This window comes from Lysinibacillus sp. NPDC056220 (assembly GCF_049315265.1).
Lineage (GTDB): Bacteria > Bacillota > Bacilli > Bacillales_A > Planococcaceae > Lysinibacillus > Lysinibacillus pinottii.
Genome location: NZ_JBMOXD010000001.1, coordinates 1038193 through 1051207, shown reverse-complemented (window position 1 = coordinate 1051207; position 13015 = coordinate 1038193). Strand labels below are relative to the sequence as shown.

Below are 13015 nucleotides of genomic sequence, written 5' to 3'. Positions count from 1 at the left end.
ACGTTGAAGGGGAGAGGCCTCTTGAACGTGCCTATTTTTTAACTCTTGTCATCAATTAAGGAGTTTGCAAGGAGCATAAATTCTAGAGTGATGCGATTATGACCCTTCATGAAATTTTCTCCGAGTAAACTTTCAAGCTTTTTTAAGCGGTGATACAGTGTTTGACGAACAATAAACAATTGGTTAGCCGTTTGCTGCTTGGAGCCGTTTGATTGTAAATAGACTTGTAATGTTTCAAGGAGCTTGCTGTTATATTTTTCATCATACTCAATAACTGGCTGTAAATAGTCATTTATAACTTCCTTTAAATTCACCTGCATTTGTAATTTATAAATTAAATGATACAAATGCAAATCGTCGTAAAAGAATGATGAAGCTTGCACCTTGCGGCAAATATATAATGTTTCTAAAGCAGTTTGATAGCTTTTGAAGATATCTTGTACATCTGCAACAACTTTACCAACTGCTATTTGAAACTCTTGAGTTTGCTGTTTTTTATAAAATTCAGTTTTAGGAAGCGAGGTGAAGATGCTATTTAGTATTTCACGAATCGCTCGACAATCTTTGGCATGAAGTAAAATAAAAATGACATAGCTTTTTCTTTCGAATAAAAACGGGATAAAGCCATGCTGTTCAAAGAGATTACGGTAATAAAGTTTACTATAGACAATATCCTCCTGCGCTTTCATGACTGTACTAGGAGTGGCCAAAATAAAGACAACGCCACTAGATTGTGAAAAGTTGGTATAGTGGGAAACGATAAATTTATAGATTTCTTCCTTGGATAGCTTTTGGTCGATCCAATCAGCTAAAATCGAGGCGTCCTCAATATTCTTTTTCTCCTCAATATAGAACTCTCGCATTAATAATTGTGCTAATGCTGTTGCTGTACGGTCTAAAATTAATAATTCAAACTCTGAAAATAGACCATCTTCACGGAATAAGGTTAAATCTGCATAATGCTGATCAAAAATATAGATGGGCTCATGTTTAAATTGCTGAGCATATTTATTCAATGCTAATAATTGCTGGCGTTTACTTTTGGTCATATTAGGATATAAGACGGGTTCCCGTCCCTTAATAGAAAACATAACTTGTGTTTTTAATTCGATATACATATTTTGTAAGATGTCTTCCGTATTTTGTCCTAACACCGTATTTTTATTTAAAGTTTGTGAGTAGGATTCTAGTGTCGAAACCATTAAATACTGCTGATTTATAATTTGACTATGTAAATCCTGTGTAATGCGAACAAAAGGAACTGCTTCATGAAAAACAATAATCGGGAACTGATGACGATTTGCAATAGCAAGTATTGCTTCTGGAACTGCTTGAATAGAAGAGCCATACTCAATACAAAGGGCAGCACAATTTTTTTCAATTAAGGATTCAATAAACGTCATAAAATCTTCAATGCCATGTTGAAGACTGATCCCCGTCGTTAACACCAACTCTTCTCCAACTAAAAAATTATCTACATGGACTATTTCAAGAACATGTGCCCACTTTACGATTCTTAATAACCCCTCATGACCTGCAACTACCTCTGCATTCTGAAAGTATTTATTTTCTAAAACATGAAGTACTTTAAGTTGGAATTGGCTCAATATAGCTCCTCCTTTGGAAACATCTTTTATGACTTTTTTATCTATTATTGATGTTTACTGTTATTAAATAGCTAGAAAACTAAATAAAGTAATATTTTAAGAATATTTAGTCTATTTTACATTATGTTTAAAACAATTGTATAGAAATTTACAGTTTGTCTATTACTTCAACGATATGAAACATGTAAGATTTTTGTAAGCGATAATCCAATCTAATAAAAGAGGTGTCAGATATGGAGCAACAAACGCATTTACAAAGAGGATTAAAGAAACGGCATATGACGATGATCGCGATAGCGGGTGTAATTGGGGCTGGCTTATTTATGGGCAGTGGCTCAGTCATTAACTTGGCGGGTCCAGGAGCAATTTTATCGTATATATTTGCAGGAATTATTGTCATCTTAGTGATGCGTATGCTAGGTGAGATGGCGGCTGTCAATCCAACAAGTGGGTCGTTTGCACACTATGCACATGAAGCAATTGGTCCATGGGCAGGCTTTATGATTGGTTGGCTGTATTGGTTTTTCTGGGTCATTGCTATCGCATTAGAGGCAACGGCAGCAGCGGCGATTATTCAATATTGGTATGACGGAATTCCTTTATGGCTCTTAAGTTTACTTTTAACAGTAGCACTTACTTTAACAAATGTTCTTTCTGTAAAAGCCTTTGGCGAATTTGAATATTGGTTCTCTCTTATTAAGGTTGCAAGTATAGTAGTTTTTTTAGGTCTAGGCGCATTTATTATTTTTGGTATAGCACCAAACTTTAACGCTGTTGGTCTGACGAATCTAGTTGAGCAGGGTGGATTTTTACCAAACGGCTTTGGCGCTGTATTAATGGGTGTTGTCATTGTTATTTTTTCTTTTATGGGGACAGAGATTGTGGCTATCGCTGCTGGTGAGTCAGATGAACCGTTAGCAGCTGTCACAAAAGCTACGAATTCGATTACTTGGCGCATTTTAATTTTCTATGTAGGCTCAATAACAGTTGTTGTGACGTTATTGCCTTGGCACTCCTCTGATATTTTAACAAGCCCTTATGTAGCAGTGCTAGATTATATTGGTATTCCTGCCGCTGCACAAATTATGAATTTTGTTGTTTTAACAGCTGTGCTATCGTGTTTAAATTCTGCACTTTATGCAACATCACGAATGGTATTTTCTTTAGCAGAGAAGGGGGAGGCACCGAAAGCTTTTTTAAAATTAAATAAAAATGGTGCACCAGTGAATGCAATTTTAGCCGCAACATTTTTCTCTTATATTGCCGTTATTATGAATTATGTTTCACCTGATAAAGTATTTATGTTTTTGCTAAGCTCTTGTAGTGCTATTACTTTGATTCTTTATTTAATCATCGCCTTTTCACAATTGAAAATGCGTAGAAAGATTGAACGCGAAAATCCTGAGCTACTGAAGGTGAAGATGTGGCTATTTCCTTATCTAACGTATTTCACCATAGTAGCTACAACTGCCTTATTAATGGCCATGTTCTTTATTGAGTCTATGCGCTCACAAATTCTATTTACATGTGTTGTCGTTGCCGTGGTCATGATTTTTTATTTACTTACGCAAAGAAATAAGGTGATAAAACAGGTCGATGAATCAAGCTCTATTTTTAACAAAGACGAATTTGATTTTGAACAATAATCCCATGTAAGGAGAGGTTAAATGATGACAGTACAACAAAAAATGAAAACGCTAACACATTTTATCAAAGGGGAAGAGGTAGCTGGTACTAGTGGGAGATTTTCAGATGTGTATAATCCAACAACAGGTGAAACGATAGCGAGAGTACCGCTTGCTTCAAAAGATGAAGTACAGCAGGCCATTCAACAGGCTAAGGAAGCCTTTCCTGCATGGAAAAAGATGTCCATTGGGAAGAGGGTTGAGGTTTTACATCGATTCCGTCAATTGTTAGTAACAAAGCAGGAAGAGCTTATTGAAGTGATTTGTCAGGAAAGCGGGAAAACTAAAGAGGATGCGAAGGGCGAAATTATTCGAGGGATTGAATCGGTAGATATGGCGATTAGTGCCCCACAATTACTAAAAGGGGAGTATTCCGTCAATGTAGGTGGCAATATTAATGCTTTTTCTGCCAAATCACCACTCGGTGTAGTGGCAACGATTGCGCCTTTTAATTTCCCTGTTATGGTCCCTTTAGCTATTACAAGTATGGCTGTGGCAGTAGGGAATGCTGTTATTTTAAAGCCATCTGAACGTGTTCCTCATTCTGCATTATTTTTAAGTCAATTATGGAAAGAGGCGGGACTCCCTGATGGTATTTGGACAGTAGTGAATGGCGATAAAGAAGCGGTCAATGAGCTTCTAGAAAACAAAGAGATTCAAGCCATTTCCTTTGTAGGCTCTACGCCAGTAGCCGAATATATTTATCAAACGGGAACAAAGCATAATAAACGTGTGGCTGCTTTTGGTGGTGGTAAGAATTTTATGATTGTTATGCCAGATGCCAACTTGGAGCAAACTGCGAACGCCTTTTTAGGTGCTGCATACGGGGCAGCATCACAGCGCTGTATGGCGATTTCTGGAGCGCTTGTTGTTGGTCAAGATACCGAGCAGCGTTTTACAGACATATTGAAGCAGAAGATTTCACAGCTAAAGATAGGTCCTTATACAGAAGATGATGTCGATTTTGGTCCAGTTATTAGCCAACAATCGAAGGAAACGATTATCAGCTATATTGATGGGGCTGTTACTGAGGGGGCAAACCTTGTCATTGACGGACGAAATCCTAAAGTATGCGAAACATCTAATGGTTTTTATGTTGGACCAACACTACTCAATAATATTACGCCTGATATGACTATCTTCAAAGAGGAGGTATTTGGTCCAGCCCGCATAGTAGTGGGTGTAGAGACATTACAAGAAGCTATTGAATTAATTAATGACCATGAACTTGGTAATGGTGTAACGATGTTTACCAGCAGTGGTGCAGCAGCTCGTAAATTCCAAGAAGAGATTGAAGTGGGCATGGTAGGGGTTAATGTACCGATTCCAATTCCTGTCGGCTACCATAATTTCGGGGGATGGAAGCGCTCTAAGTTTGGTGAAGGGCATATGTTTGGTCCGGATCAAGCGAGATTTTTTACAAAGGCTAAAACAATCTCGGAGCGTTGGCCAGATGAAATGGAAGATGCGACAAGCTCCTTTGCCTTCCCAAGTAATAACGATGCAAAAAGCTAATCTACTGAAAAAATAAATGAGAGGGTGTTCGGCAATGACACAGATCAATCTTAAAAGTGATGTTTTAACAAAGGATGAGCAATATGTATGGCATTCAATGAAACCCTACAATCCACAAGCAACCTATGTAGTGGAAAAATCAGATGGTGCAAGAATAATAGATACAGATGGCATCGAATATATTGATGCCATGGCTGGGCTATGGTGTGTAAATGTGGGCTATGGACGTAAGGAACTGGCAGATGCCGCACATGAGCAAATGATGAAGAATGCCTATGCACCATTATCGCAGGGACATTTACCAGCCGTACAGCTAGCTGAAAAACTAAATGACTTGCTTGGTGGGGAGTACGTTATTTTCTTCTCTAATAGTGGATCAGAAGCGAATGAAACAGCTTTTAAAATAGCACGACAATATCACCAGCAAAAAGGGCAAAGCTCCCGCTATAAGATTGTCTCTCGCTACCGCGCCTACCATGGAAATTCCTTTGGGGCATTAGCAGCAACAGGGCAAGCGGAACGGAAATATAAATACGAGCCTCTGTCTCCTGGCTTTATCCATGTTGCACCGCCTGATCAATACCGTGAACATGAAGATGATGCTATTGCGCCATTAGATTTAGCCAGCGTAAGGGCTGTCGATAAAACGATGACATGGGAACTGAGTGATACGATTGCAGCCATGATTTTAGAGCCAATTATTACAGGTGGCGGCGTCATTATGCCTCCTGAATACTATTTAAAAGGCATAGAGGAAGTATGTAAAAAGCATGGTGCTTTAATGATAGTGGATGAAGTTATTTGTGGCTTTGGTCGAACAGGTAAGCCATTTGGATTTATGAATTATGGTGTGAAACCAGATATTATTACAATGGCTAAAGGGATTACGAGTGCATACTTACCATTATCAGCAACTGCCGTAAAGCGTGAGATTTATGAGGCTTTCACTGGCACAGATGCCTATGGCTATTTCCGCCATGTCAATACATTTGGGGGCTCTCCAGTGGCATGTGCAGTTGCATTAAAAAATATTGAAATTCTAGAGCAAGAAGCATTGTTCGACCGCTCCAAGGAGATGGGGAAGGCCACATTACAAACATTGCAAGAAAATTTACAGGATCATCCGAATGTAGGAGATGTGCGGGGCAGAGGTTTATTAATTGGGATTGAGTTAGTAGTAGATAAAGTCTCGAAAGAACCTTTACCAGTGGAGAAGGTAAATGCTGTTATTGCTGCATGCAAAGAACAAGGGGTGATTATTGGGAAAAATGGGGCAACAGTAGCCGGCTTTAATAATGTTCTGACACTATCACCACCACTAAATATTGTGCAAGCAGATCTTCAGCGCATACTTGATGTGGTCGTTGAGAGTTTAAAGAGGCTTTAATAAATACTATTGGTTCTAAAGGACTCTAAATAAGAGCTTTTAGAACCTTTTTATGAAATCAGAAAAAGGTTCAATCAATAAAATAACAATCAATTTATGTAAAATAATACTGGAAAAAGGTGAACTGTAGTTTATAAAATTTTTTTTGATAATTATCTATCAAAAGTGTCCTGGCGAGGGATATTCTTTTAATTACTTCTTTTTAAACGAACAATCAATCAGAATAATCCCTTTTTATCTAGCAAGTAGAGAAAATCCTTCTCTACTTGCATCTCTTAGTCTTCTCTTTTAAACATATACCCCTTATAGGATTTATGAATAATCATGACAATTCCCATTAGCATGAAATTTGACAAAAGTGAGCTGCCCCCGTAGCTTAAAAAAGGCAAAGTAACTCCCGTGACTGGTAAAAGTCCAAGGGTCATGCCAATATTTTGAGTAATTTGGAAGGCTAATAAGCTTGATATTCCTGCGCCCATTAATGTCATAAAAGGGTCTTTTGCTTCAACTGTAATAAGCACAATTCTGTAGATGACAAAAAACAGTAAAGCAATGACGAATGCACCGCCAGCAAACCCTAATTCCTCAGCAATAGTAGAAAAAATAAAATCAGTATGTTTTTCTGGTACATAAACATTGTTATTCAGATAGCCTTTTCCGATAAATTCACCCGATCCAATGGCTAAAAAGCCCTGGCGTACTTGAAACGAAGAATCTATGTAATCATAAGGCTGCAGCCAACCATAAATACGAGATACTTGATGTCCTGATAGGGCACCTAAAATTTTTTCCGTGAAAAAATCATTAAATCTGACATAAAGTACTACAACTGTACTGATAAGAACTAGAGGAATGGCCGTAAACACAATCAGTAACTTTCTATGAATACCCGAAAAAAGTATCATGGGTAGAATCATTGCCATGTATAACATAACCATGCCTGTGTCGGGTTGTTTATAAACAAGGAGCGATGGAGGAAGGACGATGAGTCCGATTTTTACTAATAGCCATAAATCAGCTAGATAAGAGGGGCGTCCATTTTTCTCTTGATGAGAGATAATGACTTTACTCACAACAATTAAAAAGGCGAATTTTAAGAACTCAGATGGCTGAAGGGAGCCTAGAAATGGTATTTGATACCAAGATTTAGCCTCGTTTATCGTCCGTGCAATACTTTCTGGTGCTACTATGAGTCCAGCAGTTAATGCTACGGCTAATCCATAAAACGGCCATCCAATCTTTTTTAATTGTTCAATATCAAGTAAGGAAATCCCAAACATGATCATAAACCCAATGAGATAAAAGATAAATTGCTTCATAATGAAGGAACTGGTATATTGTCCGAAATTGACACTGCTAGAATGGACAAAAAGACAGCTAAAACCTCCAATGAAAAAGAGGCTCACAACTAAACTTCCATCCAATTTCTTAAGCTGCGACAAATGTAACACCTTCTTTCTATAGTTAATATTATAAACGCTGGTAATGTGTGGAAGGTTGCAACTATTTACATGATGCAAATAAAGGATATTTGTACATGTTGATTTGTACGGTAAATTACCTATATGGGATGAGTGAGTGGGCATAATTTCTTAATTCTTCGTCTAATCTTTACAAAAATATAACACTGGCTTTATATCTTCATACTATCATTATTGGTAAGAGTTGGAGGAGGAGCCAGAGATCATGCATTTTTTTCGTTTCATTAAGGTGAAGGACAAGTTACTTGTACTTATGATTGTTTGTGTATTATCGAATGTATTGCTAGGTGTATTTAGTGTGGATTATTTGAGAAAAATGTCGTGGCATGCAAGTGAGAGTTACAAACAGGGGCTTGTTCCAATTGGATGGCTAAATGAGCTGGAGGAATCGCAACGTCAATTAGATTTTATCGTTGATTCTGATGGTGATTATAAAAGAATGTCAGCCATTTTAAAAGACGTGGATAAGCCGTTAGACCATTTAAAAGGGCAAGAAATTGATAAAAAAATGAGTCATCAAATTAATAAGTATAAATCCTTGCTAGGAAAGCAGAGAGAAAAGATTGAGGGCTACCAGCAATTGAAACAAAGTGAACAAGAGAAATTTTATTCACAGACGTTTCTACCAATAAGTCAGGAAATTCATACATTATTAGAAGAAACTCAAAACTATCTTGTTCAACGAGCAAAAGACCAACAACAGTCCTATCAAGAAGATGTACAATTTGGTTATTGGCTGCTTGGTGGGGTGTGTTTAACAGTTGTGATGCTAGTTATTATTATAGGATTTATAGCAACAAAGGCAGTCAATGTACCTACACGACAATTGAAATCATTATTAAAGCAAGCTGAACAGGGTAATTTCACTGCCAATGCAAGTTATGTGGCTCATGATGAGCTAGGTGAGGTAGTGCTTTCTTACAATCAAATGGTCACAGAAGTGAAACGTTTACTCCATACAGTTACGGACAGTGCCTACGAAGTGGAGAAAATGACCGAGAAATTGCAGGAGTCTTCAGAGGAATCCTCTACAACAACATTAAAAATAGCTAAAGATGTACAGTCTATTTCAGATTCAACAGCCGCGTCTACTAATAAATTGGCCTCCAATACATCATCACTAGAAGAAGTTTTAAATGATGTACAGGTCATATTAGAGAAAATTCAAATTGTGGAAAATTTCGCCCACAAAACTGCTAGAGATGCGGAGAGCGGTACTGAAATTGTGCAGGCCAACTTGGCGCAAATGCAGACGATTAAGCAAGCTGTCGAGAAATCCAATACAGCCATTTTTAATTTAGTTCAACGAGCATCATCTATCGATCAAATGATAGAGGTCATCGAAAGAATAACAGCTCAAACAAATCTATTGGCGTTAAATGCATCTATTGAAGCGGCAAGAGCGGGCGAGCATGGCAAGGGATTTGCAGTAGTAGCGAATGAGGTACGTAAGCTTGCGGAGCAAACCGTCCATTCTACACAAACTATTACATCCATTGTACAAAACATTCATTTGGATTCAAGCTATGCAGTGCAAATGATGGAGGGCGTTCTAGTGGCAACCGAGAAAGGCGTTACTGTAACAGGACAAACGGCTTCCAGTTTTGATCAAATTTTAGAAAAAGTACATACAATCAAGCCTTATATTATGGAAGTATCTTCTACAGTTCAAGAGATTGCCAATCATACAAAAAAAGTTAGTGATGATGCGGTTATGTTGACATCGTTATCTGATACGAATACAGTATCGACAAAGCATGTTGCTGCTTTAACAGCCAATCAATTAACAGCACAGCAACATTTCCATAATTATATTAAAGAATTACGAAAGGTATCAAAAGTGCTACAAATAGCCGTTAAACGTTTTTCAATATAATTTAGTCATTCATATCTTAATGGGCGATTGAATCTCCTTTGTAAAGTTAGCAACGGGGATTCTTTTTATTTGCTCTAATAACTTGTTGGATGGTAGTTTTAAAATATGTCCTCTGTGAATATACAAATGTATTTGATATATTTTTGTAGCACAATAATTTAAAATGTTCATATACTGAGAAGTAAGGGATAGTATGTTTCTTTTATGAATATTTTTAATATAATTGTTGTATTTTCAAAACGAACACATTATAATGAATTTCATTGAAAGTGTTATTAAATCAATGTTTGTTAATATATTTTTGTACTTTCCATAAGTACAATTGTTCACATGTGGAGGTTTTGAGAAATGAAAAAAATTATGGTTACCGGAGCACTTGGTCAAATTGGTTCTGAGCTTGTAGAAAAACTTCGTAGTATTTATGGAGAGGACAATATACTTGCTACTGACATTAGAAAGCTTGACCATACTGAGGGCCCGTTTGAGATATTGGACGTTACAGATGGACAAAGAATGCATGATTTAGCAAAGGACTTTGGTGCTGATACAATGATGCATTTAGCAGCACTATTATCAGCTACAGCTGAAAGAAATCCTTTGTTGGCTTGGAATTTAAATATGGGTGGATTAATGAATGCTTTGGAAGTTTCACGAGAGTTAAATATGCAATTCTTCACACCAAGCTCAATAGGGGCATTCGGACCATCTACACCGAAGGAAGACACACCTCAGGATACATTGCAACGCCCGACAACTATGTATGGTGTTAATAAAGTGGCTGGCGAATTATTATGTGATTATTACTTCAGCCGTTTTGGAGTAGATACACGTGGTGTCCGTTTCCCAGGTTTAATTTCTTATGTAACACCCCCTGGCGGTGGTACAACTGATTATGCGGTAGAGATTTTCTACGAAGCGATTGAACAAGGTAAGTATACATCTTATATTCAAGAAGGTACGTATATGGATATGATGTACATGCCAGATGCTTTACAGGCAATTGTCGATTTAATGGAAGCCGATGGTAGTAAGCTTGTTCACCGTAATGCTTTTAATATAACAGCAATGAGTTTTGAACCATCGCAAATCGCAGCTGAAATAAAAAAACATTTACCGAACTTTACAATGAACTATCAGGTTGACCCAGTTCGTCAGGCAATAGCAGATAGCTGGCCAAACTCAATAAATATTGAAGCGGCACAAAAAGAGTGGGGCTTTAAAGCAGAGTACGATTTGTCTAAAATGACGGTAGATATGTTAGAAAAGCTAAAAATTAAACTGCATAAAAGAGCGATTTCATAATAGCGATTGAACGGATGATGTGATAGACTTCATCCGTTTTTTTTATGAAATAAATGGGGGATATATATTCTTATTGGAATAGATTCGTTTATACTTGTGTTTCAAGATCAGCAGACATTACATCATTAGTGAAAGTTGAAGAGCGATTTCCGGTTTAGGAAATCGCTCTTTCAGGTTTAAATTATTTATTTAACATATGAAAAACTTGCTCAACGTCCTTATCGCCACGACCTGAGATATTAATAATAATAATGTCATCAGTTGTAAGAGTAGGCGCTAGTTTTAGTGCATGGGCAACTGCATGAGAGCTTTCGAGTGCAGGAATAATACCTTCTACCTTCGATAGCACCTGAAATGCCTCTAGGACTTCTTCATTTGTCACGGTAACATACTCTGCACGACCAATTGTTTTTAAGTGACTGTGCTCAGGTCCCGCACCTGGGTAATCTAACCCTGCGGCAATCGAGTATGTTGGTAGAGGGTTTCCCTCTGCGTCCTGTAGCACTAAGCATTTGAAGCCGTGCAGTTCTCCAGGCGTTCCTTCGTTAAGTGTAGCAGCTTGATCTGGCTCTATTCCGATAAGACGAACATTTTTATCAGCAATAAACTCTGCGAATGCCCCTATAGCATTACTTCCACCGCCAACACAGGCTAGGACAGCGGTTGGTAGTTTTCCTTCTTTCTCCAAAATTTGCTCGCGGCTTTCGCGGCTAATAACTGATTGGAAATGTTTAACCATTGAGGGGAATGGGTGCGGCCCAACAGCAGAGCCCAATAAATAAAATGTCGTTTCGTAGTTTGCCACCAAATCAGCGAATGCTTCATCAACGGCATCCTTTAAACGTCCTTGCCCCTTATCAACAGCTACTACCTTTGCTCCAAGAAGCTCCATTCGAAATACATTTAATGCCTGACGTTTAGTATCCTCTAACCCCATATAAATAGTACAATCCATCCCGAACATGGCACAGGCAGTAGCGGTTGCCACACCGTGTTGTCCTGCACCGGTTTCAGCAATAACGCGATTTGCTCCCATACGTTTTGCTAATAAAATTTGACCCAATACATTATTGATTTTATGTGAGCCCGTATGGTTAAGATCCTCACGCTTTAAATATATTTTTGCGCCAGCCAATTGCTTTGTTAAATTTTCTGCAAAATAAAGAGGGGATTTGCGACCGACATATTCATTGAAATAATAATTCAATTCTGTATTAAAGTCTGCATCATCTTTGAATTTTTGGAAATTTTCATCCAAAATAGTTAATACATGCTGAAGCTCCTCTGGAACGAAGCTTCCACCAAATTCTCCGAAATATCCTTTATTCTCTGCTACTGTACTCATCTTTTCTCGACTCCTCTACGCTCATTTTTTCATAAAAAAAAGCCACTCCAATCCTCTGTAAAAAGGACGAGTAACCGTGGTGCCACCTTTATTCGCAATTGATGCGCGCTTTCTAACTCCGATAACGGGGAGCCAATCGGCCTTACATTGGGGTAAGGCTGCTCTGAAGTCCATTCACAAGTACGTACTACTGGTTTACACCGACCACCAGCTCTCTTTAAGTAACGATGCTTGCTACTACTCTTCTTCTTCGCATTTATTAGAAAGAATTGTAGAATGTTTTCAGAATATTGTCAAGAAAAAAAGACGAATCTTGTAAGACTCGTCTATTCAATCATCTCTTTAAAGTGAAGGCGTTTATTGAGTATATACATAATAGGTGCACCCACCGCTAAAACAACGAATTCACCTGCTGCCACCGTTAGCCAAGTCCAAAAGAATGGTAGCTCTAAGGCTAAATTCAATTCAAAGGCAATTATAAACATTGTACAAGTAAATAAGAATGTATTGATGATTAAGCGTGCCCAAATATTTTTAACAAATTTACAAATCAAAATGAACAAACCCAATGTAATCATAGAATGTCCAACACCAAATACTAAGTCGTAGATACCAAGTGGTGAAAAGATATTAGCAATAAATACTCCAATTATGATACCAACGGCAAAGCGTGGATTAAAGGCCACTAAATGGTTAAAAATTTCAGATACACGGAACTGCACCTCTGTAAAACCAAATGGTGCAACAAGCATCGTCACAGCAATGTATAGAGCTGCAATAATACCACTTGCTGCTAAAAACTTTATTTTCATATTCA

At 37.8% G+C, this 13015-nt stretch carries 9 protein-coding genes and 1 other annotated feature; of the genes, 5 read left to right on the top strand and 4 right to left on the bottom strand.

All coding sequences use genetic code 11. The annotated features are described in order from the left end of the window. Nucleotides 1–38: 38 nt before the first annotated feature. A complete protein-coding gene (locus tag ACOZBY_RS04940; protein WP_036166806.1) occupies nucleotides 39–1607 on the bottom strand; it encodes a PucR family transcriptional regulator in 1569 nt (522 codons plus the stop codon). A 233-nt stretch (nucleotides 1608–1840) separates the two neighbouring features. Here ACOZBY_RS04940 and ACOZBY_RS04935 point away from each other — a divergent pair, with 233 nt between their 5' ends. The 3 genes from ACOZBY_RS04935 to ACOZBY_RS04925 are packed head-to-tail and all read left to right on the top strand — an operon-like array spanning nucleotide 1841 to nucleotide 6194. Beyond that, nucleotides 1841–3253 carry an amino acid permease gene (locus ACOZBY_RS04935; RefSeq protein WP_012292681.1) on the top strand — a complete coding sequence of 471 codons (1413 nt, stop codon included), beginning with the start codon at nucleotides 1841–1843 and terminating at the stop codon, nucleotides 3251–3253. A gap of 24 nt (nucleotides 3254–3277) precedes the next feature. Then, nucleotides 3278–4807 (top strand): CoA-acylating methylmalonate-semialdehyde dehydrogenase, encoded by a 1530-nt coding sequence (locus ACOZBY_RS04930; RefSeq protein WP_036166826.1) that lies wholly within the window; start codon nucleotides 3278–3280, stop codon nucleotides 4805–4807. 34 nt (nucleotides 4808–4841) lie between these two features. After that, nucleotides 4842–6194: an aspartate aminotransferase family protein gene (locus ACOZBY_RS04925; protein WP_375827878.1), complete on the top strand. Its 1353-nt coding sequence runs from the start codon at nucleotides 4842–4844 to the stop codon at nucleotides 6192–6194. Nucleotides 6195–6469: 275 nt separating this feature from the next. Here ACOZBY_RS04925 and ACOZBY_RS04920 read toward each other — a convergent pair whose 3' ends face one another. Then, nucleotides 6470–7645, bottom strand: a complete 1176-nt coding sequence (locus tag ACOZBY_RS04920) for an FtsW/RodA/SpoVE family cell cycle protein (RefSeq protein ID WP_239069399.1) — start codon at nucleotides 7643–7645, stop codon at nucleotides 6470–6472. Nucleotides 7646–7880: 235 nt separating this feature from the next. Here ACOZBY_RS04920 and ACOZBY_RS04915 point away from each other — a divergent pair, with 235 nt between their 5' ends. Together ACOZBY_RS04915 and ACOZBY_RS04910 are read left to right on the top strand one after the other, a co-directional pair. Beyond that, a complete protein-coding gene (locus ACOZBY_RS04915) occupies nucleotides 7881–9551 on the top strand; it encodes a HAMP domain-containing methyl-accepting chemotaxis protein (protein ID WP_422761625.1) in 1671 nt (556 codons plus the stop codon). 348 nt (nucleotides 9552–9899) lie between these two features. Then, the gene (locus tag ACOZBY_RS04910; RefSeq protein ID WP_008176053.1) at nucleotides 9900–10853 is read left to right on the top strand and encodes an L-threonine 3-dehydrogenase; all 954 of its coding nucleotides are present in this window, start codon (nucleotides 9900–9902) and stop codon (nucleotides 10851–10853) included. Nucleotides 10854–11034: 181 nt separating this feature from the next. Here ACOZBY_RS04910 and trpB read toward each other — a convergent pair whose 3' ends face one another. Both trpB and ACOZBY_RS04900 read right to left on the bottom strand, forming a co-directional pair. Next, the gene (gene trpB / locus ACOZBY_RS04905) at nucleotides 11035–12198 is read right to left on the bottom strand and encodes a tryptophan synthase subunit beta (protein ID WP_031418434.1); all 1164 of its coding nucleotides are present in this window, start codon (nucleotides 12196–12198) and stop codon (nucleotides 11035–11037) included. Nucleotides 12199–12257: 59 nt separating this feature from the next. Continuing rightward, nucleotides 12258–12458: a binding site (T-box leader), on the bottom strand. A 66-nt stretch (nucleotides 12459–12524) separates the two neighbouring features. Continuing rightward, the gene (locus tag ACOZBY_RS04900; RefSeq protein ID WP_031418436.1) at nucleotides 12525–13010 is read right to left on the bottom strand and encodes a QueT transporter family protein; all 486 of its coding nucleotides are present in this window, start codon (nucleotides 13008–13010) and stop codon (nucleotides 12525–12527) included. Nucleotides 13011–13015: the final 5 nt, after the last annotated feature.